A 26,238-nucleotide genomic window follows, 5' to 3' on the forward strand; every position below is an offset into this window, starting at 1 on the left:
GCGCCCTTTCCCCCGCCGTACCGGAGCCGTGATGACCGCCCCCGCCCTCTCCCCGACGCTCGAACTGGCCTGCGAGCTAATCAACCGCCCCTCCGTGACGCCGCTGGACGAAGGCTGCCAGCAGCTGATGAGCCAGCGCCTGGCGGCTTGCGGCTTCGCCATCGAGCCGATGCACATCGAGGACGTGGAGAACTTCTGGGCCATTCGCGGCAACGAAGGCCCGGTGCTGTGCTTTGCCGGCCACACCGACGTGGTTCCCACCGGCCCGCTGCAGGCCTGGCAGAACCCGCCGTTCAGTGCGCGCATCGACGAGCAGGGCATGCTCCACGGTCGCGGCGCGGCAGACATGAAAGGCAGCCTGGCCGCCATGGTCGTGGCAGTGGAACGCTTCACCGCCGACCATCCGGACCACAAGGGGCAGATCGCCTTCCTGATCACCAGCGATGAAGAAGGCCCGGCGCACCATGGCACCAAGGCGGTGGTCGAGCGCCTGCGCGAGCGCGGCCAGCGCCTGGACTGGTGCATCGTCGGAGAACCCTCGAGCACCAGCCTGGTGGGCGACGTGGTGAAGAACGGTCGCCGAGGCTCGCTGGGCGGCACGCTCACCGTGCGCGGCCAGCAGGGCCATGTGGCCTATCCGCATCTGGCGCGCAACCCGATTCATCTAGCCGCGCCGGCCCTTGCCGAACTGGCCGCTGAACATTGGGACGATGGCAATGCGTTCTTCCCGCCGACCAGCTTCCAGATTTCCAACCTGAACGCCGGCACCGGCGCCACCAACGTCATCCCCGGCACGCTGGAAGCGGTATTCAACTTCCGTTTCTCCACCGAGTCGACAGTCGAAGGCCTGCAGCAACGCACCGCGGCGATCCTCGACAAGCACGGCCTGGACTGGAACGTGGACTGGGCGCTGTCCGGCCTGCCGTTCCTGACCGAGCCGGGTGACCTGCTCGACGGCGTGGCCAAGGCCATCCGCAGCGTCACCGGCCGCGAAACCACGCCGTCCACCAGCGGCGGCACCTCGGACGGACGCTTTATCGCCACCCTCGGTACCCAGGTGGTCGAGCTCGGCCCGGTCAATGCCACCATCCACCAGGTCGACGAGCACATCCTGGCCAGCGATCTCGATGTGCTGACCGACATCTACTACCAGACCCTGGTGAACCTGCTGGCATGCTGATCTGCCCGATCTGCCAGGCGCCGCTCAGCGCGGTGGAAAACGGCGTGGTCTGCCCGGCCAACCACCGTTTTGACCGCGCGCGTCAGGGCTACCTGAACCTGCTGCCCGTGCAGCACAAGAACAGCCGCGATCCGGGCGACAACCAGGCCATGGTCGAAGCACGGCGACGCTTTCTCGACGGCGGCCACTACGCGCCCTTGGCCCGACGCCTCGCCGAGCTGGCCGCCGAGCGCGCGCCGCAACGCTGGCTGGACATCGGCTGTGGCGAAGGCTACTACACCGCCCAACTGGCCGCCGCGCTGCCGGATGCAGAAGGTTATGCACTGGACATCTCCCGCGAGGCGATCAAGCGCGCCTGCAAGCGTGCGCCGCAACTCGAGTGGCTGGTCGCGAGCATGGCCCGCGTGCCGCTGGCCGATGCCAGCTGCGATCTGCTGGCCAGCGTATTCAGCCCGCTGGACTGGCAGGAAGCGCGAAGCCTGCTCCCGCCCGGCGGCGGACTGCTGCGCATGGGCCCGACCCGCGAGCACCTCTGGGAGCTGCGCGCGCGGCTCTACGACGAGGTACGCGACTACGATGACGAGAAACACCTGTCGCTGATTCCGGACGGCATGCGCCTGACCCACAGCGAAACCCTCAGCTATGAACTGCAGCTGGACGACGCCCAGGCCCGCGCCGATCTCCTGGCGATGACCCCGCACGGCTGGCGCGCCAGCGCCGAGCGGCGCGCCGCCGTCATCGATACGCCGCTGGCGGTGCGGGTTGCGATACGCTACGACTGGATCGAACGAATTTCCTAAGGCAAACGCCTCGACAGCATGTGAGGCAGGCCAAGGCACAACACAGAAGGCAGTCGCCCATGCGTCAACCCGATATCGAGATCTACCTCAGGGATGCCAGCCAGGAAGCCGTCGGCGAGTGGCTGGCCGAGGCTATCGGCCCCTGCTCCGCCTGGCAGCAGAAAGGCCAGACCTTCAAGTGCAACGCCGCCGGGATTCCCGTGACCTGGCTGCCCAAGGCGGTCGGCAAATGGCACTGCCTGCTCTTGGAAAGCGACGCCACGCCCTGGGCCGATGACCTGGCCTGCGCGCGCGCGGCGCATCAGGCGCTGGGCGTCGAAATCCGTTGCGCCCCGGGCGGCTGGCAGGAAGAGGAAGCCGAGGAAGAGGCCGACCGCTGGATACGCGTCAGTGGCGATGGTGAAGAGGAGATCGTCTGGCGCACGGGTTGACCGGTGGAACCCGCTACGCCGCCAGCTCAAAAAACAAAGCCCGTCATCAGGACGGGCTTCGTTCTTCCGCGACCGGAGTCAAAGGCCGGCGACGTCCTCGGCCTGCAGGCCTTTCTGGCCCTGGATCACCGAGAATTCCACCTGCTGCCCCTCGGCCAGCGAGCGATGGCCTTCGCCACGAATGGCGCGGTAATGCACGAACACGTCGGCGCCATTACCCCGCTGAATGAATCCATAGCCTTTTGCATCGTTGAACCACTTGACGGTCCCGGTTTCGCGCTCAGCCATTACCACTTCTCCAACTCGCTTTTTGTTATTCCTCGGAAGAGGGTTTGCACAGCCTGGCCCTCGTGCATTCGTCAGCTTGCAAATGCGACTCGAAAGCAGCCGTCGCCGGAGTATAAGCCAAGGATTTCTGCTGTCAGCCCCTTTCCGTCTCGCATTGTCCGTCTGCACGACGGCCGTGGCCGCCGCGCAGGCCAGCGTCAGGCACTACGGCGGCGGCGCCACAACCACAGCGCGAGCACGCCCAGCGTCAGTACCAGCGGGACCAGCGCGATATTGGCGAACTTCAGCGTACGTCCCAGCGCCTCGATATCGGCGTTGAGCTGGTAGCGCACCTCACGCAGCTCTTTGCGGATGCGCACCTTCTCTTGCAGGAACTGGCGCAACGCCTGCTCCTGCTCGCCGGTGAGCTCCAGTGCCTGTTCGGGGTCCGGGCTCTGCAGCTCGGCCAGCTTTTGCTCGGTATCGGCCAGACGCTGCTGCAGCACCTCCTCCTTCTCGCGGAAACGATCCTCGGCCTGGCGCTGCAAGGTTTCCACTACCGTGAACGGACGGGTGAAGCGACCGCGCGAACGCACGCTGATCAGCGCATCGGTGCCGGAGAGATTATCCAGCGCGTTGATCACGAAGGCGCCGTTGTCCGCCCAGGGCTGCGGAACGCGCTGACCGAAAAAGTCCTGCACCTGCACCCACATGCGGTCGGCCAGCATGTCGGTATCAGCCACCGCGATGACGTTGATGTTCTGGCTCTCCTGAATCCCCTTCTCACGCCCTTCGATGCCATTCGGGAACGCGGTTTGCGCCGGCCCCTGAATCCGCGCCGCCAGGGTATAGCGCTCGCCGGTGGGCTCGAAGTCGAGCAACAGGGTCTCGGGGTTGTCCAGCGTGGCGAAGCGTCCGGCATCCACCGGCATGGCGTATTCGGAGCTGCGCATCAGCGGGGTGAAGCGCGTGGTCGCCCCTTCCAGCGGCTCGAGAATGCCGGCACTGCCGAGCGTGATGTTCTCCAGCGCGGCGACACTCACGTCATCCTGGTCCAGCGCCGCGCGCGGCAGGCTCAGCCAACCGGCATGCCGCACCGGCCGACGCTCGGCGCCCATGCCCACCGACATGCCGTAAGCGGCATCGGCGACCGCCTTCTTCGGCACCATACGCACGCCCCAGGCCTTGAACAGCGGTTCCAGGTCAGAGACCCGCTCCTCGCCGAACTCGCCCGGACCGATGCCCATGCCCGGATCGATCTCGCTATGCGGATCGAGGAACACCAGGAGCTTGCCACCGCGCAGGACGAACTGGTCGATGGCGAACAGCGTCTGCTCGGGCAGATCCTTCGGATGGATCAGCAGCAGCACCGATACATTGGTGGGAATCAGATCGACATCGCGTTGCAGGCTCTCGATATGGAACAGCTGGCGAACTTCCTCCAGCACCATCCACGGCGGCGTCGCCTGCTGCGTGCGCATGTCGAAGCCCCCGGTCAGCTGCAGGCCGGAAAGCACACCCACCACCGGCAGCTCGGCAGTCGCCAGGCTCTGCACCAGGCGGCTGACCTCGTATTCGAGAAACTCCTCCTGATCCAGCGGAAAGAACGGGATGATCTGCGTATTGCCCTCGGCATTGGTGCCGGCCAGCCCGAAGTAGACCTTGTCACCGCCCTGGTTGAGCGGTACCGCCTGCAGGCCGAACTCGGCGGCGCGGTCTTCTTCCTCGGAAAACGGCTGCGGATCGATCACGTGCAGCTTGAGCTTGCCGCCAGAGGCGCGCTGATAGGTACGCAGCATCTCCTCGACCCGACGCGCGTAGTTGCGCAGCGCGACCAGGTCCTTGGCGGTCTCGTCCGAATAGAAGAAATGCAGCTCGATGGGTGACTGCAGCCCCTCGAGGATGCGCTCGGTACCCTCGGAAATGGTGTAGAGCTTCTGCTCGGTCAGGTCCAGCCGGGCATTGGTCAGCAACGTGCCGGTCAGCCCATTGAACAGCAGGAATGCCAGCGCGATCAGCAGCAGCCCGGCACCGGAATAGATGACTCGTTTCATGGTGACTCCTCAGGCGGCTTTCTTCAGGTCGACGACCACGGCGGTGGCCGCCAGCCAGGCGACGATCAGCGTGACGAAATACAGCAGGTCACGCAGGTCGATCACGCCCTTGCTGATGGAGTCGAAACGGATCAGGAAGCTCAGCGAAGCCACCGCGTCGATCAGCCACTGCGGCGCCCAGGCGAGGGCGTCGAGCACCATCGGCAGGCCGCTGACGATGAACAGGAAGCACACCGCCACCGAGAGGATGAAGGCGATCACCTGGTTTTTCGCCAGCGCCGACATGCACGAGCCAATCGCCAGGAAGGCGCCAGCCAGCAGCCAGCTGCCAAGATAGCCGGCGACGATCACGCCATTGTCCGGCTCACCCAGGTAATTGACGGTGATGACCATCGGGAACGTCAGCAGCAGCGCGATCCCGGCAAAAACCCAGGCGGCGAGGAACTTGCCGGCGACCGCCTCGAAGCGGGTGATCGGCAACGTCATCAGCAGCTCGATGGAACCGGACTTGCGCTCCTCAGCCCACAAGCGCATGGCGATAGCGGGGACCAGGAACAGGTAGAGCCAGGTATGAAAGCTGAAGAAGGGCGTCAGGTCTGCCTGGCCGCGCTCGTAGAAACCGCCCAGGTAGAAGGTGAATACCCCGGACAGCACCAGGAAGATCACGATGAACACATAGGCGAGGGGCGTGGCGAAATAGCTGCCCAGCTCGCGCTTGAAGATGACCGGCAACTGGCTCATAGCGCTTCCCCTCGCGTCAGGTTACGGAACACCTCATCCAGCCGGCCGCGCTCCACGTCCAGCTCCGTGACGGCCCAGCCCTGCTGGGCGATCAGCGCGTTGACCTGCGGGAAGATCACGTGCCCGGGCTGCGCCAGTACGGTCAGGCTGTGCTCGCGCTCGTTGCGCTCGACACCGGCGACGCCCGGCAATGCCGCCAGGGCGACTTCGTCCAGCGGCGCATCGCTGACCAGCGTGACCGCCTGGTGATGCTTCGAGCGGCTTTCCAGCTCCAGCGGCGTGCCATCGGCCACCAGCCGGCCATTGGCGATCACTACCGCGCGCGTGCAGACCGCACTCACCTCTTCGAGAATATGGGTGGAAATGATGACGATCTTGTCCTGCGCGAGCCCCTGGATCAGCTGGCGCACCTGGTGTTTCTGATTCGGGTCGAGTCCGTCGGTGGGCTCGTCGAGGATCAGCACGTCAGGGTCGTGCAGGATCGCCTGGGCCAGACCGACACGCCGCTTGAAGCCCTTGGACAGCGTCTCGATGGTCTGCCCCAGCACCTTCTCCAGCTCCACCTGGGCGACGGCCGTTTCGACCCGCTGACGCTTGTCCGCACCGCGAAAACCGCGCACTTCGGCGATGAACTCGAGAAAGCCACGCACCGTCATGTCGCCATAGCAAGGTGCGCCTTCGGGCAGGTAGCCGATCAGTCGCTGGGCCTGGAGGGTCTGGGCGCGGATGTCGTGACCGAGGATGCGGGCAGTGCCGGATGTCGGCGCGAGAAAGCCGGTCAGCATCTTCATCGTGGTGGACTTGCCGGCACCATTGGGGCCGAGGAACCCCAGCACCTCTCCGCGCTGGACCTGGAACGACAGGTCGTCGACCGCGGTGTGCTGGGCAAAACGCTTGGTCAGGTTGCTTATTTCGATCATGGGCTCTCACCAGTGCGCACAAGGCCTGGCGTGCCGCCGCGCGACCCGAGCCAGGCCCTGCAAAAATGCCGGCGGAACTATAAGAACAGCTACCGGACGAATGCAACCGCACCAGTGCGCCGAGAGAACTATTCTGGATCACCAAGACGAGCCCATGGCACGGAACCCCGGAAACGCGAGGAGCCGGCATTGAGCGAAGCCATTCCTGCTCCGCACCGCTGCGCCGACAGATTCACGCGCCTCGCGTCGGAGAGTCGGAGAGTCGGAGAGGGGGAGCTTCGCGACCGCCCTGCTCGTTTCCCCACCGCAACAGACGCAACGCTGGATCAAGCAATGCCCATGCGCACGCCGTTACGCGTCGCACCTGATCAATAGAAGGAGCAGGCGGTGAAACTACGCTGGACGAAAGCAACACCCAAACTCCCTCTCTACTGTTTGCTAGGCGCGCTCGCAAACTCGGCACTTGCCGATGAACCCGCAGCGTTTCCCGATGCACAAGCCAGCGATCCGGCGGCACTGGGCTGGATGGTAGGTTCGCCACCACCAGCTGATCGCATCCTGCGTTTCGACGATGGCAGCTACTTTCGCTTCCCGCAGATGCGCTGGAGCGTAGCCAACTTCCGGCAGCTGATGCCCACCATCAATGTGTCACGCGGCTTGGCTGAGGCCACTGCGGCAGAGCGGAAGCCGAGCGATGCCATCGACGCGCTCACCTTCGTCCCTCTTGGCGGTGGTACGCCAATGACATGGGAGGAGTCGCTGCAAGCCAACTACACCGACGGGATCATCATTCTTCATCAAGGGCGCGTGGTGTATGAACGCTATTTCGGCGTACTGAAGCCCGAGGGACAGCATGCCGCCATGTCGGTGACGAAAACCTTTACGGGAGCCCTGGCGGCGCTGCTGGTGGCGGAAGGTGAACTCGACCCCACCCGCAAGGTGGCTGAGTACGTGCCCGAACTGGCCGTATCGGCATTTGGCACCGCTACCGTGCGGCAGCTCATGGACATGACCACGGGCATTCACTTCAGCGAGGATTACGCCGATCCCAAGGCTGAAGTATGGGCCCACGCAGCCGCAGGCAATCCCCTGCCAAAGCCGGCGGATTACAAAGGGCCGCGGACCTACTATGAATTTCTGACCACCGTTCGGCCGGAGGGCCAGCACGGCGAAGCCTTCCATTACCGCACCGCCAACTCCGATGCGCTGGGCTGGGTCGTAGCCCGAGTGAGCGGCCGAAACGTCGCACAGCTGTTATCGGAACGTATCTGGAGTCGCTTGGGCGCTGAACAGGACGCCTACATGTCGATGGACTCGATCGGTACGCCGTTTGCCGGAGGCGGCCTGAACACCAGCCTGCGCGACCTTGCCCGCTTTGGCGAAATGGTGCGGAACGAAGGTCGCTACAACGGCATTCAGATCCTGCCAGCGGAGGTCGTGGCCGATATTCGGCACGGCGGGGATCGCGAAAAGTTCGCGAAAGCCGGCTACAGCCTGTTGAAGGGCTGGAGCTATCGCAACATGTGGTGGGTCACCCATAACGACCACGGTGCGTTCATGGCCCGCGGCGTTCATGGTCAGGCGCTGTATATCGACCCGAAAGCGGAGATGGTCATCGCGCGCTTCGCCAGTCACCCGGTCGCGGCCAATGCCGCGAACGATCCAACCTCACTGCCGGCCTACGAGGCGGTGGCCAAGCATCTGCTCGAACATCCCGATAGCATGCGAAAGCTGCAAACAGCCCCGGACTAAGCGATGGCAATGGTTGATCTGAACGAGATCCACACCACGCGCCTGCTCCTGCGGCAATGGAAGCCAGCCGATCGTGCCCCCTTCGCCGCGATGAATGCGGACCCGAGGGTCATGCGGTACTTTCCCGCACTGCTCAGCCGTGCCGAGAGCGACGCGATGGCTGACCGCTGCCGGGCGCTGATCGAAGAGCGTGGCTGGGGATTCTGGGCCGTCGAGCTGAAGGCTACTGGCATATTCATCGGCTTCGTCGGCCTGCATACGCCTTCGGCGGCCTTGCCATTCTCGCCGTGCATGGAAATCGGCTGGCGGCTGGCCGCTGCTCACTGGGGCCAGGGCCTGGCCAGCGAAGCTGCGCGGGCCGCGCTCGAGGTCGGGTTCGGCAGCCTCGACCTTCCTGAAATCGTATCCTTCACCGCGATCGAGAACCGCCGCTCGCGTGCCGTGATGGAGCGCCTTGGCATGCGCGAGTCGGAGGAGTTCGAGCATCCGGGGCTGCCCGTCGGCCACCCGCTTCGCCGGCATTGCCTGTATCGGCTGGAGCGCGAGCGCTTCGCCGCGCTGTTGACTGCAGCTGACTGACCGCTCTCGAAGGGCTGAACTTCCCTGGAAACCCTGCTAGAACAGCACGCCCACCGCAGAACTATCATCCCACCTCACGGACACTCTCCCATGCTTCAGCTGTTCCTCGCGCTTCTGTTGCTCTGCGCTTCCGGCGTCACTCACGCGGAAGATCTCGATATCGGGCGGCTGTTCGACAAGGCCCACGTCGAGGGGACGCTGGTGATCGAATCGGCAGATACCGGCCAGCGCTACGTTCACAATGAGGCCCGCGCGAGCCAGCCGTTCACCGCCGCCTCCACGTTCAAGGTGTTGCACACGCTGATCGCGCTGGAGGAAGGCGCCATCGCCGGGGCGGACGAGATCATCCCCTGGGACGGCACCCGTTACGAGATCGAGGACTGGAACCGCGACCAGACCTTGAAGAGCGCATTCAGGGTCAGCTGCGTCTGGTGCTACCAGAGGCTGGCCCGACGAGTTGGCGCGGCGGCCTATCTGCGCCACATCCGCCAGGCGCATTACGGGCAGCTGCACGAACCTGTCAACGTCACCGAGTTCTGGCTCGATGGCTCGCTGCGCGTCAGCGCCGAACAACAGGTGGGTCTGCTGCGCCAGGTGGTCGCGCGCAGCCTGCCGTACCGGGCGAACAGCTACGACACCCTCAGGACCATCATGCGCGTCGACAGCACGCCGGCTTATAGCCTGTATGCCAAGACCGGTTGGGCGGCTCGCGACAATCCTGGCATCGGCTGGTACATCGGCTATGTTGAAGCCGGCGCCGACACCTGGCTGTTCGCGCTGAATCTGGACACCCGCGATGCGACCGATCTGCCCCTGCGCCAGCGGATCGCGCTGGATGCGCTGCGGGCGAAGGGCATACTCCCGGCCCAGTGATTCTTCCAATGATCCGCGGCAGCAACCCGGCGACGCCGCGTTCCACACCACACCAAACGGAGCCGCCATGCGCAGCGACGAGATCAAAGCGGTATTCGATCAACAGGCCTCCAGCTATGACGAGCGCTGGGCCAGAACCGCGCCCATTCGCGATGCCCTGCATTTTCTTCTGGAGGCGGTGTTCGCACCGCTGCCGGCCGAGGCGAGGGTACTGTGCATCGGCGCCGGCACCGGCGAGGAAATTCTGCACCTGGCCAAGTGCCGACCCGGTTGGACCTTCACCGCGGTGGAGCCATCGGGCGCGATGCTGCACGTCCTTCGCGACAAGGCAATCCGAGCCGGAATCGAACAGCGCTGCCAGTTCCATGAGGGCTACCTGGAGACACTGCCCGAGCAGGCCCCCTTCGACGCGGCAACCGCCCTGCTGGTATCCCAGTTCATTCTCGAGCGCGACGTACGCATCGGCTTCTTTCGTGACATAGCCGCCCGACTCGGCCCGGGAGCACTATTGGCCAGCTCTGACCTGGCAGCGGACGTCACCACGCCGGCCTATGCGGCGCTACTGGAAACCTGGCTGAACATGATGACCCTCGCCGGCATTCCCGCGGCAGGCCTGGAGCAGATGCGTGCCGCCTATGACCGTGACGTGGCGATACTGCCCCCGGAGCAGGTCGCGTCCATCATCGAGGCCGGCGGCTTTGCCTGCCCCGTGCCCTTCTACCAGGCCGGGCTGATCCATGCGTGGTACGCGCGGCGAGCCGATGCGCCCTAGCGCGCGGCTGGTGGTGCAGGCGCTGCTGATCGCCTCTCTCGCCGGCGCTTTCATCTGGGCATTGTCGCCCTGGGCCAGTGGTCAGGCCGAACCCTGGGACGGCGACGGCCTTTATTACAGTGGTGCTCTGTTTACCGCCGGCGTGCTGTCCGGTTTTATCGTGCCGCGACCGCTCTGGGCACAGTACCTGGGGGTCGTCGTCGGCCAGGTACTGTACCTGCTCCTGTTCCTGCCGCTCAGCCCGTTGCTGGCCGTGGGTTTCGCGTTTCTGCTGCTCTGGTCGCTGCTGTTTCTCGCCGGGGCCTATGCCGGCGCGCGTCTTCGTAGCCGTTGACGCGCTTCGAAACGGCTGCCTAGCGAGCCATCGCAGGTCACGAGCCGGGCAGTTGCCGGTCCGATCAGGCCCCAACCGAGCAGCGCAGGTTTTGCCCGCCCACCTCGCTTGGGGCACACTTGCCGCCTTCGAGGGCCCGCCCCTTCCACAGTCGAATCCGCCGTATGACCCGCTCCCCCGTTCGCCGTCTGATCTTCTCCCTGCTGCGCCGTGTGCTGTACACCTGGGTGCGCTCGGAGACCATCAACCAGTCCGCCTTCACCCTCAAGCTGGATCGCAGCAAACCGGTGTTCTATGTGCTACAGCAACCCTCGCTGAGTGATCTCGCAGTACTGGATGTCGAGTGCAGCAAGGCCGGGCTGCCGCGCCCGGTGGCCGACGTGGCGGTGGGCGAACTGGTGGAACCGGCCGCCTTCTTCTTCCTCAACCCAGCACCCAGCTGGTTCGGCCGACGCACCCGGCTGGTCGCGCCACAGGCGCTGGTGCGGCTGGTCGGCGCGCTGGAACACAACGCGGTGGAGAACGCGCAGATCGTTCCGGTCAGCGTGTTCTGGGGACAGTCGCCGAATCGCGAGACCAGCGCCTGGAAGCTGCTGTTCGCCGACAGCTGGGCGGTCACCGGGCGCCTGCGCAAGCTGCTCAGCATCCTGGTGCTGGGGCGCAAGACGCGCGTGCAGTTCTCCGCGCCGATCCAGCTCAACGAGCTGGTCGCACAGAACAAGGGCCACGAACGCACGCTGCGCATGGTCCATCGCATGCTGCGGGTGCACTTCCGCAACCAGAAGACCGCGGTAATCGGGCCGGACCTGTCGCACCGGCGCAATCTGGTGAAGGGTCTGGTGCACGCACCGCAGGTCCGCCAGGCGATTCGCGAGGAAGCCGAACGCGAGCACATTTCCATCGAGAAGGCCGAGGCCAGGGCGCTGCGCTATGGCAACGAGATCGCCTCGGACTACGCCTACACGGCGGTGCGCTTTCTCGAGGTTGTGCTGTCCTGGTTCTGGAACAAGATCTACGACGGCATCCGCGTCAACCATATCGAGCCGTTGCAGGACGCCGTCCGCGGCTACGAAGTGATCTACGTGCCCTGCCACCGCAGCCACATCGATTACCTGCTGCTCTCCTACCTGCTGTTTCGCAACGGCCTGACCCCGCCGCACATCGCCGCCGGCATCAACCTCAACATGCCGGTGATCGGCAGCCTGCTGCGCCGCGGCGGCGCCTTCTTCATGCGCCGCTCGTTCAAGGGCAACCCGCTGTACACCTCGGTGTTCAACGAATACCTGCACAACCTGTTCACCCGCGGCTTCCCCGTCGAGTACTTCGTGGAAGGCGGGCGTTCGCGTACCGGCCGCATGCTGCAACCCAAGACAGGCATGCTGGCCCTGACCCTGCGCAGCTACCTGCGCTCGTCGCGCCTGCCGATCCTCTTCGTGCCGGTCTACATCGGCTACGAGCGGGTGCTGGAGGGCCGCACCTACCTCGGCGAGCTGCGCGGCGCGGCGAAGAAGAAGGAGTCGATCTTCGACATCTTCAAGGTCATCGGCGCGCTCAAGCAGCGCTTCGGTCAGGTCTGGGTCAACTTCGGCGAGCCACTCAAGCTCAACGAATTCCTCGAGCAGGAACAACCCGGCTGGCGCCAGCAGGCCTATGCGCCGGACTATCGCCCGCAGTGGCTGAACGACGCCACCAACCACCTGGCCGAGCGCATCGCCCAGCGCCTCAACGAGGCGGCGGCCGTCAACCCGGTCAACCTGGTGGCGCTGGCGATGCTCTCCACCAGCCGTCAGGCGCTGGACCAGCAGTCCCTGGCACGCATCCTCGATCTCTACCAGGCGCTGTTGCGCGCGGTGCCCTACTCGCCGCACACCACGCTGCCGGAAGGCGACGGCAACGCGCTGATCGCCTACGTGAAGAGCCTCGACCTGCTCGCCGAGCAGAAAGACGCGCTGGGCAACATCCTCTATCTGGACGAGCAGAATGCCGTCCTGATGACCTACTACCGCAACAACGTGATGCACATCTTCGCGTTGCCGGCGCTGTTGGCGAGCTTCTTCCAGAGCAGCTCGCGCATCAGCCGCGAGCAGATCCAGCGCTTCACCGAGGCGCTGTACCCCTATCTGCGCGCCGAGCTGTTCATGCGCTGGGAGGTCGAGGAACTGGAAGCAGTGGTCGACCAGTGGCTGGCGGCATTCGTCGAGCGGGGCCTGCTCAAGGTGGACGGCAACCACTACGTGCGCCCGGCGCCGAGTTCGCGGCAGTTCGTGCTGCTCACCCTGCTGGCGCGGGTGGTAGTGCAGACCCTGCAACGTTTCTACATGGCCACCTCGCTGCTGCTCAACAGCGGCCAGCACAGCCTGAGCGCCGAGGAACTGGAGAACCTCTGCACGGTCATGGCCCAACGCCTGTCGATTCTCCACGGGCTCAACGCGCCGGAGTTCTTCGACAAGGCGCTGTTCCGCCATTTCATCCAGAGCATGCAGGAACAAGGCGTGGTCAGCCCCGACGAAAACGGCCGACTCGGCTATCACGAAAAGCTTGCGGAACTGGCCGAGGGAGCGGCCAAGCGCGTGCTACCGGCGGAGATTCGGCTGTCGATCCGTCAGGTCGCGCTGGAGCGTCATCACGACGAAAGCGATTCACCGCCGCCTGCAACCGACGCCTGACGCTGCCAGGTCATCACCCGTTCCGGGTGGCCGGTGTGTGCGTCCAGCTGCTCGCCTGCGATCTGGAAACCGTGGCGACGGTAGAAGGCGATACTGGCGCCGTTGGCGGCATAAACGGTCAGGCTCAGCCGCTCGCGCAGGCCCTTGGCGTGCTCGAGCAGCGCCGAGCCGATGCCATGGCCCTGCTCCGTTGGCGCCACGAAGATAGCGGCCAGGACGTCATCGAGCAGCGACACGAAGCCGACCACCGTGCCATCCCGCTCGTAGACCCAGGTCTGCGCAGCGGGCAGATAGAGGTTGCGCATGTCATCCAGCCGCGCCTCCCAGAAGCCGCGCTCGACAAAATCATGGGCACGGCTGGATGCTTCGAGCCAGATGCCCAGCAGCGTTTCCAGGTCATCGGGGCGGTTGGGGCGGATCATGTACGGTTCTCCGGAACGGCGAAGGGCAGGACGGTAGCGCATCGTCGCCGGGATGTCGCGCCGCCGGTAATCCACTAGCATCAATGCAAGAACCCAGCGGCGTTAAGACGCCAGACACACTCCACCTGCCAGCAAGGTAATCACCATGTATCGCATCACCACGCTAGTCGCCGGACTGGCCTTGTCCGTCAGCGCCTTCGCCCTATCTCTCGCCGACCTGACCCAGAGTGACGCCAGCGCCGGGCTCAAGGATGCCCTGAGCCAGGGCGCCAAGGTCGCCGTGCAGCAGCTCGGCCGCCCTGGCGGCTTCAGCAGCGATCCGGACGTGCGCATCGAGCTGCCGGGCAACATCGGCAAGGCTTCGCGGATGCTGAAGATGCTCGGCATGGGCGCGCAGGTCGAGCAGCTGGAGAACAGCATGAACCTCGCCGCCGAGAAGGCCGTGCCCGAGGCCCAGCAGCTGCTGCTCGATGCCGTGCGCAAGATGACCGTGCAGGACGCCAAGGCGATTCTCGCTGGCGGTGACGATTCGGCTACCCAGTACCTGAACAAATCCAGCCGCGAACAGATCCGCGCCAGGTTCCTGCCCATCGTCAAGCAGGCTACCGACCAGGTCGGCCTGGCACAGCAGTACAACGCGGTGGCGGCCAAGGTGCCGGCGGGGCTGAACGGCAACTACGCCAATATCGAAAGCTATGTGACCGAACAGGCGCTCAACGGCCTGTTCACGTTGATTGCCGAGCAGGAGGCGAGCATTCGCAAGAATCCGACCGCGGCGGCCACCAGCCTGGCGAAGAAGGTGTTCGGTGCGCTTTGATGCGTACTAGCGAGTCGCCTACCGCGTGGATGGCTTTGGCCATTCACGCGGCCTTTGTTGCCCCGCCGCAGGGTGGAAAACGCGCGCAGCGCTTCTCCACGCATCCCTAGCGCCGCGTCAGCGCGGCCCCATGATGGTATCCAGCGCATCGGGCCGCGGCGCGCCCTGGTGCTGCTGCAGACGACCGTTATCGTCGAGGTAGAAGATCGCCGGAGTCGCCTGGGCACCCAGTTCGCTCATCAGCATCAGGTTGTCGGTGAGCTGCTTTTCCAGCGCTGCCGGGATCTTCTCCAACGGCTTCAGCTTGCTCGCCTTGCCGGCCGCCTCGTGCTGGTTGAGAGCTGCCTGCGGATCCTTGGCGCTGAGCAACGCGGCGGACTTGCCGGCACTGTCGGCGCGCAGCATGCCGACCATGATGTGGCGCAACTGCACCTTGCCGGACTCGACCCAGGGCCGGGCCTGCTTCCAGAACATGTTGCAGTACGGGCAGTTCGGGTCGCTGAACATGTAAATGACGCGCGGCGCGTCGGCCTTGCCGTCGGCGATCCAGGTGCTGTTCTCCATGCGCGTCCACATTTCCTTGCCCAGCGGTTCGTAGACCAGCTTCTCCAGGCGCGCGCGGGTCAGGTCCTCACCCTTGGCATCGAGCAGGCTGCCGATCAGCACGTGCTCGCCATCCGGGGTGAGATACAGCGCCATGCCCTGTCCGTTGTAACGCGCGGCATAGCCCTTGAGCCCTCCGGGTGCCGCGAAACTGCCGACGACCTCGGCGCCACGCGCCTCGACGGCCTTGATCGCCGCCGGCAATTCCTCGGCCTGCGCCATGGGCAGGGCCAGCAGGCTCATGCCGGCCAGCAGGTAGGGTAACGGCTTGAATCGAATCACTGCGCAGCTTCCTCTTTCAGTTTTTCCAGCGCGCGCGCCAGGCTGGCGTGCGAGAGTTCGCCAAGATGGCTGCTGACCTGGCGGCCATCAGCGTTGTAGAACAGCGTGGTCGGCAGCGCCGTGGAGCCCACGTGCTGCCCGAGGCGCCCGCCGCTGTCGAGCAGGACGTTATCGAGACTCAGCCCCGCGGTTTCCAGGAAGCGGTTGATCTCCCCCTCCCCCTCGCCCTGATTGACGAACAGGAACAGGGTGTCGCTTTCCCGCGCCTGCGCCTCGGCCAGCACCGGCATCTCGCGGCGGCACGGCGGGCACCAGGTCGCCCAGAGATTGATGACCAGCGGCTGACCGGAATAATCCTCCAGCGCCACCGGACGGCCCTGGTTGTCGCGCAGGGCCATTTCCGGCAAGCGCGTGCCTTGTTCGAAGGAATGCCATGCCAGATTACCGAAGCCCCAACTGAGGACGCCCACCGTGAGCGCGATGCCCAGCGGCTTGCGCAGTTCGCGGTCGCGCCAGCCCCACCAGATGCCCAACGCCAGCGCAGCGACCAGCCCGGGCCAGGCGATGAAGCCACCGTCACGGATATCGATGACGCTCAGCCAGTCATCCCGGTAGTACGCCCAGTACATCGCGACGAAGGCCAGGCGTGCCACCAGCAGCGCCACCAGCAGCAGGCGAAACAGCTGCCGCTCCGGGTTGCGCTCGCTGCGCCGGCCGACCCACCAGCCGGTCAAGGTCGCCAGCAGCAGGCTGCCCAGCAGCAATACATGGGGCACCGCCAGGGCCAGCGGCCCGATATTCACAGTCAGCATCAACCTCGCTCCCGGGTCTGGTTCCAGTTCTGCAGAAAGTCCCCGGCACCGACCTCGCCGGTGATGCGGCGATCGCGACGCTCGACGCCGTCCGGGCCGATCCATAGCAGCGTCGGCGGGCCGAGCACCTGGTAACGGCCCAGCAACTCGCGGCTGGCGGCGTCGCTGCGGGTCACGTCGGGGCGCAGCACGCGCACACCGTCCAGGCTCGCCTGCACCTCGGCATTGCCAAAGACCTCCTTCTCCATGACCTTACAGGAGACGCACCAGTCGGCGTAGTAATCGATCAGCACCCATTGGCCCTGCGCCTTGGCTGCCGCCAGCTCGCGATCCAACACCGCTGGATCGCTGAAACCGAGCGCGTGGGACTCGACAGCCGTGGCCGTCGCCAGGCCGCCGGCATAGATCGCCAGCGGCCGACGCGGATCATCCGCTCCGCCGGCGGCACCCAGCAGCATCGCCGCGCCCCACAGCCCCAGCAGCACGCCGCTTGCCTGACAGAGCACGCGCTGGCGTTGCACCGCCTGCGCCACATGCAGCAAGGCGGTGGCGAGCACCACCAGCAGCGCGCCCCACAGGCCCAGCCACAGCCAGTCGGCCAGCAACGGACGTGCAACGAACAGCGCGGCCGCCAGGAAGAGAAAGCCGAATACCACCTTGACCCGATCCATCCAGGCGCCCGGCTTGGGCACAAAGCGCTGGCCAACCGTCACCAGCAACAGCAGCGGCGTGCCGATGCCCAGGCCCAGCGCGAACAGCACCAGGCCACCCTGCAGCGCACTGCCGCTCTGTGCGATGAACAGCAGCGCGGCGGCCAGTGGAGCGGTCATGCAGGGGCCGACCAGCAGGCCGGAGAGCACGCCCAGCGCGCCAGCCCCGGCAAGGCTGCCCCCGCGCTGGCGATCACCGACACGCTGCAGACGATCGCGCAGCGCCACCGGCAATTGCAGCTCGAACAAACCGAACATTGGTAGCGCCAGCAGCACGAACAACACGGCGAAACTGGTCAGCAACCAGGGCTGCTGCAGCGCCGCCTGCAGGTTGGCGCCGAGCAGCGCCGCCAGCACACCGAGCCCGGCATAGACCAGCGCCATGCTGACCACGTAGGTCGCCGCCAGGGCGAAACCACGGCGCGAGGTGGCGCCGCTACCGACCACGATGCCCGCCAGGATCGGCAGCATCGGCAGCGAACAGGGAGTGAAGGCCAGCAACAGGCCGAGGCCGAAGAACACCAGCAGGCTCCAGGCCAGTGCCTGATTTTCGAGGCCGCTGGCCAGCGCCTGATCTTCGGCCTGCCCGGAGGCTGCCGAGGCGATGCCGTCACCGCTCAGCGACACCTCACGGGTCTGCGGTGGATAGCAGAGCCCGGCATCGGCGCAGCCCTGCCAGCCGAGACGCACACTGTTCTCTGCGCCCGGCGGGATCAGCAGTTCGAGGCTGTCGCGGTAGATCTGCGAGTCGCCGAAGAACTCGTCGCTGTAGGGCTCCCCCTCGGGCAGCGGCGGCTGGCGCTCCGGCGGCAGGCCGTCGAACTGCAGACGCTGCTGATAGAGGTAATAGCCCGGTGCGATCCGCCAGTGCAGCAGCGTCGCGCCGTTCTCCTGCCGACTGACCGTCAGCGCGAATGCCTCGTCCACCGGCAGAAAATCACCCTGCGAGCCGCCGCCAAACAGACCACCGGTCGACAGCGCCAAGCCGGGCGTCAGCAGAAACAACAGAAGAACCAATATGCGCATGCGAGTCCTGGCCGAGAAATGACTGCCGCGCAGCATGCCGGGGCGGGATTAACGCGCCATTAACGCCATGGCACGAGCTGCATAACGCTGCCTTAATCGCTAAGGTCCACCCTTGAGCATTTTCTGCGGACCCTCCCCATGCACGTGCTGCTTGCCGAAGACGACGCGCTGATCGCCAGCGGCATCGTCGCCGGGCTCAATGCCCAGGGCCTGATCGTCGACCATGCCGCGACCGCGGCGGCTGCCGAAGCCCTGCTGCGCGCGGCGCACTTCGATGTGCTGATCCTCGACCTCGGCCTGCCCGACGAAGACGGCATCACCCTGCTGCGACGCCTGCGCCAACAGGGCCTGGAACTACCGGTGCTGGTGCTCACCGCGCGCGATGCGGTCAGCGACCGGGTCACCGGCCTGCAGGCGGGTGCCGACGACTACCTGCTCAAGCCGTTCGACCTGCGCGAGCTGGCCGCGCGCCTGCACACGCTGATGCGGCGCATGTCCGGCCGCAGCGTCAACCTCATCGAACATGGCCGGTTGAGCTACGACCCGAGCCGCTGCGAAGCACGCCTGGACGGCCGCCTCGTCGACCTGTCACGCCGCGAACAGGCACTGTTGCAGGCGCTGCTCAACAACCAGGGCCGGGTGCTCAGCAGCGAGCAGCTCAAGGACGCGGTCTACGGTTTTGCCGACGACGTCGAGAGCAACGCGCTGAACGTGCATATCCACCATCTGCGCCGCAAGCTCGGCAGCGGCATCGTCGAAACCGTGCGCGGCCTCGGCTACCGCCTCGGCCCGGCAGGCGACGAGGACGCGCCATGAGCCTGCGCCTACGCCTGACCCTGATGCTCGGCTCCGCCTTCGTGCTGCTCTGGGCGCTGGCCGCGACCTGGATGCTGGTCGATCTGCGCAGCCAGATGATGCTCTCGCTCGACCAACGTCTGGCGGCCTCGGCGCGCATGGTCGCCGGCCTGCTGGTGCAGTTGCCGCAGCCGGTGCCCGGCGACGGCCCGCCGCAGCGTCTGAGCGCCGAGCAACTGGGCATCCCCAACGGCCTGGCCTGCCAGGTCAGCTCGCTGCGTGGCGAGGTGCTGGCGCGCAGCCACAGTGCACCCGACCACCGGCTGGACGCCGAGCAGAACGGCTTTCGCGACCAGCTGATCGACGGCGTGCCCTGGCGCAGCTTCACCCTGGTGCAAGGCGAGCTGCGCATCACCACGGCCGACCGCCTGGATGAGCGTGCCGCGCTGAAACGCTCGGTGCTGCTGGCGGCGGCGCTGCCCGTGGCGGTCGCCCTGCTCGGCAGCCTGGCTCTGCTCTGGCTCGGCCTGGGCCGTGGGCTGGCGCCCCTGCGCAGGATTCGCGAGGCACTGACCCGACGCAGCGCCGACTCCCTCGAACCCTTGCCGGTCGAAGGTCTGCCGGCGGAGCTGCTGCCGCTGGTGCAGACGCAGAACCAGCTGTTCCAGCGCATCGCCCAGGCCATCGAACGCGAACGCCGGCTGACCGGCGACGCCGCCCACGAGCTGCGCAGCCCGCTGACGGCGATCAAGACCCACCTGCAGGTGGCACGCATGACCGAAGGCGCCGCTGCCGAACAGGCGCTGGCCAACGCCGAAGCTGGTGCCGATCGCCTGCAGCGCACGCTCGAGCAGCTGCTGTTGCTGGCCCGGGTGGAAGGCAGTCTGGATTTCGACGATGGCCTGCAGTGCACCGCCGCCGAGGTCGCGCGGCTGGCGATTCAGGACGCCAGTGGCGGGGACGGCGCCCCGATCCTGTTGCAGATCCCGGCGGAATTGCCCGACACGCCGCTGGCCATGCCGCCGGTGCTGGCCATCGCCGCGCTGCGCAACCTGCTGGAAAATGCCCAGCGCCACACCGCGCCGGGCAGCGCCGTCACGCTGTCTCTGCAGCCTGAAGCCGGGCGAGTACGCTTCGAAGTACGCGATCAGGGGCCGGGCATCGCCGCCGAGCATCTCGAGCACCTGACTCGGCGCTTCTGGCGACACGCCGCCAGCAGCGGCAGCGGCCTGGGCCTGGCCATCGTCCAGGCGATCGCGCAACGCTGCGAGTGCACCCTCGCCTTCGACAGCCAGGCCGACGGCCTGCGCGTATCACTGACGGTGCCGTTGCAGCGCTGAGCAGGCGCTTAGCCGGGGAATTCCAGGCGGAAGGACGTCCAGCCCTGCTCGGAACTGCAGTGAATACGGCCTTGATGAGCCTGAACGATCGAACGGGTGATCGCCAGCCCCAGGCCGGCATTGCTCGGGCTGCCTTCGCGGCGCGCCGGATCGACCCGATAGAAGCGGTCGAACAATCGCTCCAGATGCTCGGGCGCGATGGTCGCGCCGGGATTGCTCACCTCAAGCGTCACCTGGCCCGCGCCGCGCTCGATGGCCACCCGGATGCGCTCGCCGTCGGGGGTGTAGCGCAGCGCATTGGACAGCAGGTTCGACAACGCCCGGCGCAGCATCAGCAGATCGCCCTGAATCGTACCGGCACCGGACAGCTCGAAGCGCACCCCGCGCTCGTCGGCCGAGAGCTGGTAATAGTCCAGCAGCTGCGTGCACAACGCCTCCAGCACGACGGGTTTGGCGTCCGGCACGATCAGCCCGTTATCCGCCTTGGCCAGAAACAGCATGTCGTCGATCATCCGCGACATGCGCTGCAGCTCCTCCAGGTTCGAATGCAGATTGTCCTGGTACTGGTCCAGCGTGCGCGCGCGGGTCAGCGCCACCTCGGTGTGGGTCATCAGATTGCTCAGCGGCGTGCGCAGCTCGTGGGCGATGTCGGCGGAGAAGTTCGACAACCGCACGAAGGCGTCTTCCAGCCTCGCCAGCATGGCGTTGAAAGCCTGCACCAGCTGCTGCAGCTCGGCCGGTGTCGACTCGTCGGGGATGCGCTCGCGCAGCGACTTGGCCGAGACGGAGGCGGCCACCTGGGTGACGTCGCGCAGCGGTCGCAGCCCGCTACGCACCAGCAGCCAGCCGAGCAGGCCGCTGAGCACCGCGCAGAGTATCAGCGCGCCCCACAGCCAGCCGCTGAAGGTATGGAAGAACGCCTTGTGCACGGTGACATCGAGCAGGATCAGCAGCGTCAGCGCCGTCTGACCGACCGGCACCTGCGTCACCTCCGCGCGCCAGAGGCGCCCATCCAGCGACAGCTCGCCATCGCGCTCAGCGGCCAGCGCGACCAGGGTCGGGTCGGCCCCGCCTGGCAGCGGCTCGGGAAATAGCTGGCGCCCCGCTGCATCGAAGACGAACCCCCTTATCTCGCTGTGCCCACCGAGCAGGGCCTGCAGCCGTGGACGCAGCCGCTCGAAGTCATCATCGGCCTGCAGCTCGCCGAGTAGCGCCTCGCCGGCGCGAAGCTTCTCGTGCAGGGTGTGCTGGTCCAGCTCGTTGAAGTGGCGTTCGCTGAGCTGGTGAAAGAAATACCCCGCCGCCGCCAGCACGCCGGTCACCGCGAGCATGAACATCAGGCTCAGCCGCGCCGTGAGCGACAGCCGCGTCATGACGGGTCCGGCTCGTCGAGCATGTAGCCCATGCCGCGCGCGGTGTGGATCAGTTTGGGCTCGAAGCCATCGTCGATCTTCACCCGCAAGCGGCGGATCGCCACCTCGATGACGTTGGTGTCGCTGTCGAAATTCATGTCCCACACCTGCGAAGCGATCAGCGACTTGGGCAGCACCTCGCCGCGCCGGCGCAGCAGCAGTTCCAGCAGGGCGAATTCCTTGGCGGTCAGGTCGATGCGCTGGCCAGCCCGCGTGGCGCGGCGCTTGAGCAGATCGACCTCCAGATCGGCAACCTTCAGCTGGGTCTGCAATGCCGCCGCGTTGCCGCGTCGCAGCAGGGTGCGCACACGGGCCAGCAGCTCGGAAAAGGCGAACGGCTTGACCAGATAGTCGTCGGCGCCCAGCTCCAGCCCCTTCACGCGATCCTCGACACGGTCGCGCGCAGTGAGAAAGAGCACCGGCACCTCGCGCCCGGAGGCACGCACCAGGCGCAGCACTTCCCAACCATCCAGCCCCGGCATCATCACGTCGAGAATCAGCAGGTCGTAGGCCATGCTCAGCGCGTGTTGTAGCGCGTCGGTGCCGGTCGTGACCCGGTCGACGGTGAACCCCGCCTCGCTCAGGCCCTGCTGCAGGTAGATGCCTGTCTTGGGCTCGTCTTCGGCGACCAGCAGTTTCATGTCCCTTTCCTCGGCTCGGCGATGGGCGAAGTGTGGCAGCCACAACGGCCGGCACGCCATCAACTGACAGAAACGTAATCTTTCTATCAGCGTTGCGTAAGGCGGCGAGGACTATGGTGAAACCATCCCATTCCGGAGGCCGGCCATGCAACGCAGCGGAACTCCCCAGCCTTTCTGGCGCAGCCCTGCCGGCATCGCACTGCTGATGCTGGCGATGATCGGGCTGTTCTATCTGGTGCGCGAACATCTGACGCATACCGCCGAAGTACTGCCCTACCTGATCCTGCTGCTCTGCCCGCTCATGCATCTGTTCGGCCACAGGCACGGAGGCCACGATGGCGACCGCTGACCAGCCCGGCAACCACGCCCACGCACACGCGCATCACCACCCCGCCCACCATTCGCACCCACCCCACTCTGCCGAAACCGCGACCGAACAGGACCCGGTGTGCGGCATGCCGGTGGCCGGCGACAGCCCACTGCATGCCAGCCATGGCGGGCGCGACTACCACTTCTGCAGCCAGCGCTGCCTGGACCGGTTCGTCGCCGAGCCGCAGCGCTACGCCAGTGCCGAACCCGCGGTGGCGCCGGCCGTGGCCGATCCGGCTGCCGAATATACCTGCCCGATGCACCCGGAAATCCGCCAGATCGGCCCTGGCACCTGCCCCAAGTGCGGCATGGCGCTGGAGCCGGTGATCCCCGAGCTGGAGGAGCAGGAAAACCCCGAGCTGCGCGATTTCTCCCGGCGCTTCTGGTGGACCCTGCCGCTGACGGTGATCGTCACCCTGCTGGCGATGGCCGGGCATTCGCTGGCGCTGTTCCACGGCGCCACGCAGAACTGGGTCGAGCTGGTACTGGCGACGCCGGTGGTGCTCTGGGCCGGCTGGCCGTTCTTTGTGCGCGGGGTCCAGTCGATCCGCCAGCGCAGCCCGAACATGTGGACGCTGATCGGCCTCGGCACCGCCGCGGCCTATGTCTACAGCGTGGCGGCTACCGTGGCGCCGCAGCTGTTCCCGGCGACATTTCTGCAAGACGGGCGCATCGGCGTCTACTACGAGGCGGCGGCGGTGATCATCTCGCTGACCCTGCTCGGCCAGATGCTCGAGCTACGCGCTCGCTCGCAGACCTCGGCGGCGATCAAGTCGCTGCTCGGCCTGGCGCCGAAGACCGCCCGGCGGATCAACGCCGACGGCAGCGAGGAGGACATCGCGCTGACCCACGTGCACCTTGGCGACCGTCTGCGCGTGCGCCCCGGCGAGAAGGTGCCGGTGGACGGTCGCGTGCTCGAGGGCGAAAGCGCGGTGGACGAGTCGATGCTCACCGGCGAGCCGCTGCCGGTGACCAAGCGCAGCGGCGACGTGTTGATCGGCGCCACGCTCAACACCCACGGCAGCCTGGTGATGGAAGCGCAGAAGGTCGGCTCGGCGACCATGCTCGCGCAGATCGTGCAGATGGTCGCCCAGGCCCAGCGCAGCCGCGCGCCGATGCAACGCCTGGCCGACCTGATCGCCGGCTGGTTCGTGCTGGTGGTGATCGCCATCGCCGTGCTGACCTTCTTCGGCTGGGGCCTGTTCGGCCCGCAGCCGAGCTGGGTGTTCGGCCTGATCAACGCGGTGGCGGTGCTGATCATCGCCTGCCCCTGCGCGCTGGGCCTGGCCACGCCGATGTCGGTGATGGTCGCCACCGGCAAGGCCGCCGGCAGCGGCGTGCTGTTCCGCGACGCCAGTGCCATCGAGAACCTGCGCAAGATCGACACGCTGATCGTCGACAAGACCGGCACTCTCACCGAGGGCCGCCCAGCCTTCCACAGCGTGGTCGCCGCGCCCGGTTTCGGCGAGGACGAGGTGCTGCAACTGGCGGCCAGCCTCGACCAGGGCAGCGAGCACCCGCTGGCCCACGCCATCGTCGAGCGCGCCCGCGCGACCGGCGTGCAACTGAGCCCGGTCGAACAGTTCGAGTCGGCCTCGGGCATCGGCGTGCGCGGACGGGTCGCCGGCCGCGGCCTGCTGCTCGGCAACACCGCGCTGCTCGATGAAGGCGGCGTCGACAGCGGCGCGCTGCGCCAGCGCTCCGAAGCGCTGCGCGCCGAAGGCGTGAGCATCATGTACCTGGCGGTCGACGGCACGCTGGCCGGGCTGCTGGCGGTGGCCGATCCGATCAAGCCGACCTCGCGCCTGGCGGTCGAGCGGCTGCAGGCCGATGGCGTCCGGGTGGTCATGGCCACTGGCGACGGGCTGACCACCGCACGCTCGGTGGCGCGCCAGCTAGGCATCGAGGAGGTGCACGGCGAGGTCAAGCCGCAGGACAAGGAGCGCCTGGCCGCCACCCTGCAGCAGGCCGGGCACCGCGTGGCGATGGCCGGCGACGGCATCAACGATGCACCGGCGCTGGCGCGCGCCGACGTCGGCATCGCCATGGGCACCGGCACCGACGTGGCGATGAACAGCGCCCAGGTCACCCTGGTCAAGGGCGACCTGCTGGGCATCCTGCGCGCGCGCAGCCTGTCGGTGGCGACGGTGCGCAACATGCACCAGAACCTGACCTTCGCCTTCCTCTACAACAGCCTGGGCATCCCGCTGGCCGCCGGCCTGTTCTACCCGCTGACCGGCCACCTGCTGTCGCCGATGATCGCCGCGCTGGCGATGAGCGTCAGCTCCGCCTCGGTGGTGTTCAATGCGCTGCGCCTGCGCAACGCCGATGTTGACGGAGGGCTTGACCTTGTCACGATGTCAAGGTCGAGCATCGAGCCAGGCCACTGAGGAGATCGCCATGAACACCACTACGCTGAAGGTCACCGGCATGAGCTGCGGCTCCTGCGTTCGCCATGTCAACGCCGCCCTTGCGGCGCTCGATGGCGTCGTACAGGTCGACGTGGAACTGGCCAGCGGTATCGTCCGCGTCCGCGGCGACGCCGAGCCCCAGGCGCTGGTTGCCGCCCTCGACGAAGCCGGCTACCCGGCAGAACCCATCGCCGAGGCCCCCGCCGCGCCGGCGAAGAAAACCGGCTGCGGCGGCAGCTCTGGCTGCTGCTGCAGCTGACACACACTCTGGAGAATGCGCATGAACAAGTACCTCGTCACGCTCGCCGCCGTGCTTATGTCGGGCATGGCCCACGCCGCCACGGTCATCGACGTGCATCGCGACGCCAACTGCGGCTGCTGCAAGGACTGGATCAAGTACCTGCAAGCCAACGGCTTCGAGGTGCGCGACCATGTGGAAAGCAACATGCCGGCAATCAAGCAGAGCCTCGGGGTCGTACCCCGGCTGGGCTCGTGCCACACCGGGGTGATCGACGGCAAGTTCGTCGAGGGCCACGTGCCGGTGGCGGCGATCCGCCAGTTACAGCAGCGCGATGACCTGCTCGGCGTCGCCGCACCGGGCATGCCCGCCGGCTCGCCTGGCATGGATTATGGCCAGGCCAAGCAGCGTTACCAGGTCATCGGCCTGACCCGCGAGGGGCGCGACATGGTGCTCGGCGAGTACCAGGGCGATCAGCTGCAGCGCTGAGCCGCAGGCGGGCACGCCGATGGGCTGGCTCATCGCCAAGTACCTGCTTACCGCTGCCGTGGTGGTGCTGGTATCGGAAGTCGCCAAGCGCAGCGACCGGCTCGGCGGCTTTCTCGCTGCCCTGCCGCTGATCACGGTACTGGCGATGATCTGGCTTTATATCGAGCGCCAACCGCTGGAGAAGATCGCCAATCATGCCTGGTACACCTTCTGGTACGTGCTGCCGACGCTGCCGATGTTCCTGCTGTTTCCACGCCTGCTGGCGCGGCTGGGCTTCTGGCCCGCGCTGCTGGCCGGCGCCCTGCTGACCGTCGCCTGATTCGGCCTGCTGGCGCTGTTGCTGCGGCGCTTCGGCGTACAGCTGCTCTAGCCACGCGCACGGCGGTTGCCAGCTGACAGAAGCGTAATGTTCCGCTCAGCCAGTGGTCAGCTCGGCCCGGTTATCGTTGCTCTGTTGCTGCACTAAGCGCAGCGCAATCAGTGCCTGAACAAACCCGCAAAG

The 26,238-nt window shown here is 66.5% G+C and carries 27 protein-coding genes; 17 read left to right on the plus strand and 10 right to left on the minus strand.

All coding sequences use genetic code 11. The annotated features are described in order from the left end of the window. Positions 1 to 31 precede the first annotated feature (31 nt). Genes dapE through OUY36_RS14405 form a run of 3 tightly spaced genes read left to right on the plus strand, consistent with a single transcriptional unit; the run spans position 32 to position 2,411 of the window. On the plus strand, positions 32 to 1,180 hold the full coding sequence (gene dapE, locus OUY36_RS14395) for a succinyl-diaminopimelate desuccinylase (RefSeq protein WP_267934815.1): 1,149 nt from the start codon (positions 32 to 34) through the stop codon (positions 1,178 to 1,180). Further along, entirely contained in the window at positions 1,174 to 1,980 is an 807-nt protein-coding gene (locus OUY36_RS14400) for a putative RNA methyltransferase (protein WP_267934816.1), read from the plus strand. Before dapE ends, OUY36_RS14400 begins: the two co-directional genes overlap by 7 nt. Before the next feature lie 59 nt (positions 1,981 to 2,039). Continuing rightward, complete coding sequence (locus OUY36_RS14405; protein ID WP_110776450.1) at positions 2,040 to 2,411, plus strand: hypothetical protein; 372 nt, start codon at positions 2,040 to 2,042, stop codon at positions 2,409 to 2,411. Positions 2,412 to 2,489: 78 nt separating this feature from the next. Here the strand turns inward: OUY36_RS14405 and OUY36_RS14410 are convergent, their stop codons facing one another. The 4 genes from OUY36_RS14410 to OUY36_RS14425 all read right to left on the minus strand — a co-directional run bounded on the left by OUY36_RS14410 (position 2,490) and on the right by OUY36_RS14425 (position 6,393). Further along, positions 2,490 to 2,699 (minus strand): cold-shock protein, encoded by a 210-nt coding sequence (locus OUY36_RS14410; protein WP_003293422.1) that lies wholly within the window; start codon positions 2,697 to 2,699, stop codon positions 2,490 to 2,492. 197 nt (positions 2,700 to 2,896) lie between these two features. Continuing rightward, positions 2,897 to 4,732, minus strand: a complete 1,836-nt coding sequence (locus OUY36_RS14415) for a Gldg family protein (protein ID WP_267934818.1) — start codon at positions 4,730 to 4,732, stop codon at positions 2,897 to 2,899. Between the two features lie 9 nt (positions 4,733 to 4,741). Then, positions 4,742 to 5,473, minus strand: coding sequence for an ABC transporter permease subunit (locus tag OUY36_RS14420; protein ID WP_013983311.1), 732 nt, complete (start codon positions 5,471 to 5,473; stop codon positions 4,742 to 4,744). Continuing rightward, the gene (locus OUY36_RS14425) at positions 5,470 to 6,393 is read right to left on the minus strand and encodes an ABC transporter ATP-binding protein (RefSeq protein ID WP_267934819.1); all 924 of its coding nucleotides are present in this window, start codon (positions 6,391 to 6,393) and stop codon (positions 5,470 to 5,472) included. The genes OUY36_RS14420 and OUY36_RS14425 overlap by 4 nt, the downstream gene beginning before the upstream one ends. Positions 6,394 to 6,780: 387 nt before the next feature. Between OUY36_RS14425 and OUY36_RS14430 the strand changes: the two genes are divergently transcribed. The 6 genes from OUY36_RS14430 (at position 6,781) to plsB (ending at position 13,369) form a co-directional block, all read left to right on the plus strand. Continuing rightward, positions 6,781 to 8,145: a serine hydrolase domain-containing protein gene (locus OUY36_RS14430; protein ID WP_442807007.1), complete on the plus strand. Its 1,365-nt coding sequence runs from the start codon at positions 6,781 to 6,783 to the stop codon at positions 8,143 to 8,145. Between the two features lie 9 nt (positions 8,146 to 8,154). After that, the gene (locus OUY36_RS14435; RefSeq protein WP_267938182.1) at positions 8,155 to 8,724 is read left to right on the plus strand and encodes a GNAT family N-acetyltransferase; all 570 of its coding nucleotides are present in this window, start codon (positions 8,155 to 8,157) and stop codon (positions 8,722 to 8,724) included. A 90-nt stretch (positions 8,725 to 8,814) separates the two neighbouring features. Then, a complete protein-coding gene (blaOXA, locus tag OUY36_RS14440) occupies positions 8,815 to 9,597 on the plus strand; it encodes a class D beta-lactamase (protein ID WP_267934820.1) in 783 nt (260 codons plus the stop codon). A 67-nt stretch (positions 9,598 to 9,664) separates the two neighbouring features. Next, the gene (locus tag OUY36_RS14445) at positions 9,665 to 10,369 is read left to right on the plus strand and encodes a class I SAM-dependent methyltransferase (RefSeq protein ID WP_267934821.1); all 705 of its coding nucleotides are present in this window, start codon (positions 9,665 to 9,667) and stop codon (positions 10,367 to 10,369) included. Beyond that, positions 10,335 to 10,703, plus strand: coding sequence for a hypothetical protein (locus OUY36_RS14450; protein WP_267934822.1), 369 nt, complete (start codon positions 10,335 to 10,337; stop codon positions 10,701 to 10,703). The genes OUY36_RS14445 and OUY36_RS14450 overlap by 35 nt, the downstream gene beginning before the upstream one ends. A gap of 164 nt (positions 10,704 to 10,867) precedes the next feature. Continuing rightward, positions 10,868 to 13,369 carry a glycerol-3-phosphate 1-O-acyltransferase PlsB gene (plsB, locus tag OUY36_RS14455; protein WP_267934823.1) on the plus strand — a complete coding sequence of 834 codons (2,502 nt, stop codon included), beginning with the start codon at positions 10,868 to 10,870 and terminating at the stop codon, positions 13,367 to 13,369. Here plsB and OUY36_RS14460 read toward each other — a convergent pair. Beyond that, positions 13,327 to 13,791 carry an N-acetyltransferase gene (locus OUY36_RS14460; protein ID WP_102840120.1) on the minus strand — a complete coding sequence of 155 codons (465 nt, stop codon included), beginning with the start codon at positions 13,789 to 13,791 and terminating at the stop codon, positions 13,327 to 13,329. The two genes, plsB and OUY36_RS14460, sit on opposite strands and share 43 nt — an antisense overlap. A gap of 145 nt (positions 13,792 to 13,936) precedes the next feature. Between OUY36_RS14460 and OUY36_RS14465 the strand changes: the two genes are divergently transcribed. Next, positions 13,937 to 14,608 (plus strand): DUF4197 domain-containing protein, encoded by a 672-nt coding sequence (locus tag OUY36_RS14465; RefSeq protein WP_161611597.1) that lies wholly within the window; start codon positions 13,937 to 13,939, stop codon positions 14,606 to 14,608. A 117-nt stretch (positions 14,609 to 14,725) separates the two neighbouring features. Here OUY36_RS14465 and dsbG read toward each other — a convergent pair whose 3' ends face one another. From dsbG to dsbD, 3 genes are read right to left on the minus strand one after another with little or no spacing between them, the layout of a single operon-like run. Continuing rightward, entirely contained in the window at positions 14,726 to 15,493 is a 768-nt protein-coding gene (gene dsbG, locus OUY36_RS14470) for a thiol:disulfide interchange protein DsbG (protein ID WP_267934824.1), read from the minus strand. Further along, complete coding sequence (locus tag OUY36_RS14475) at positions 15,490 to 16,305, minus strand: TlpA family protein disulfide reductase (protein ID WP_267934825.1); 816 nt, start codon at positions 16,303 to 16,305, stop codon at positions 15,490 to 15,492. The genes dsbG and OUY36_RS14475 overlap by 4 nt, the downstream gene beginning before the upstream one ends. Further along, positions 16,305 to 18,041 (minus strand): protein-disulfide reductase DsbD, encoded by a 1,737-nt coding sequence (gene dsbD / locus OUY36_RS14480; protein WP_267934826.1) that lies wholly within the window; start codon positions 18,039 to 18,041, stop codon positions 16,305 to 16,307. Before dsbD ends, OUY36_RS14475 begins: the two co-directional genes overlap by 1 nt. 138 nt (positions 18,042 to 18,179) lie before the next feature. Here dsbD and OUY36_RS14485 point away from each other — a divergent pair, with 138 nt between their 5' ends. After that, positions 18,180 to 18,857, plus strand: coding sequence for a response regulator (locus OUY36_RS14485; RefSeq protein WP_267934827.1), 678 nt, complete (start codon positions 18,180 to 18,182; stop codon positions 18,855 to 18,857). After that, a complete protein-coding gene (locus OUY36_RS14490; RefSeq protein ID WP_267934828.1) occupies positions 18,854 to 20,176 on the plus strand; it encodes a sensor histidine kinase in 1,323 nt (440 codons plus the stop codon). The genes OUY36_RS14485 and OUY36_RS14490 overlap by 4 nt, the downstream gene beginning before the upstream one ends. A gap of 8 nt (positions 20,177 to 20,184) precedes the next feature. Here OUY36_RS14490 and OUY36_RS14495 read toward each other — a convergent pair whose 3' ends face one another. Beyond that, positions 20,185 to 21,549 (minus strand): heavy metal sensor histidine kinase, encoded by a 1,365-nt coding sequence (locus OUY36_RS14495; protein WP_267934829.1) that lies wholly within the window; start codon positions 21,547 to 21,549, stop codon positions 20,185 to 20,187. Next, positions 21,546 to 22,229: a heavy metal response regulator transcription factor gene (locus OUY36_RS14500; RefSeq protein ID WP_267934830.1), complete on the minus strand. Its 684-nt coding sequence runs from the start codon at positions 22,227 to 22,229 to the stop codon at positions 21,546 to 21,548. The genes OUY36_RS14495 and OUY36_RS14500 overlap by 4 nt, the downstream gene beginning before the upstream one ends. Positions 22,230 to 22,374: 145 nt before the next feature. Between OUY36_RS14500 and OUY36_RS14505 the strand changes: the two genes are divergently transcribed. Genes OUY36_RS14505 through OUY36_RS14525 form a run of 5 tightly spaced genes read left to right on the plus strand, consistent with a single transcriptional unit; the run spans position 22,375 to position 26,055 of the window. Then, positions 22,375 to 22,578 (plus strand): DUF2933 domain-containing protein, encoded by a 204-nt coding sequence (locus OUY36_RS14505; protein WP_106443497.1) that lies wholly within the window; start codon positions 22,375 to 22,377, stop codon positions 22,576 to 22,578. Then, positions 22,565 to 24,988, plus strand: a complete 2,424-nt coding sequence (locus OUY36_RS14510) for a heavy metal translocating P-type ATPase (protein ID WP_436785400.1) — start codon at positions 22,565 to 22,567, stop codon at positions 24,986 to 24,988. The genes OUY36_RS14505 and OUY36_RS14510 overlap by 14 nt, the downstream gene beginning before the upstream one ends. Before the next feature lie 10 nt (positions 24,989 to 24,998). After that, positions 24,999 to 25,268, plus strand: a complete 270-nt coding sequence (locus tag OUY36_RS14515; protein ID WP_200293135.1) for a heavy-metal-associated domain-containing protein — start codon at positions 24,999 to 25,001, stop codon at positions 25,266 to 25,268. Between the two features lie 21 nt (positions 25,269 to 25,289). Beyond that, positions 25,290 to 25,736: a DUF411 domain-containing protein gene (locus OUY36_RS14520; protein WP_265660642.1), complete on the plus strand. Its 447-nt coding sequence runs from the start codon at positions 25,290 to 25,292 to the stop codon at positions 25,734 to 25,736. A gap of 19 nt (positions 25,737 to 25,755) precedes the next feature. Beyond that, a complete protein-coding gene (locus tag OUY36_RS14525) occupies positions 25,756 to 26,055 on the plus strand; it encodes a DUF3147 family protein (protein WP_267934831.1) in 300 nt (99 codons plus the stop codon). Positions 26,056 to 26,238 lie beyond the last annotated feature (183 nt).

Origin of the sequence: Stutzerimonas sp. R40042 (assembly GCF_026642215.1) — a bacterium.
In the GTDB taxonomy this organism is placed as follows: domain Bacteria; phylum Pseudomonadota; class Gammaproteobacteria; order Pseudomonadales; family Pseudomonadaceae; genus Stutzerimonas; species Stutzerimonas frequens.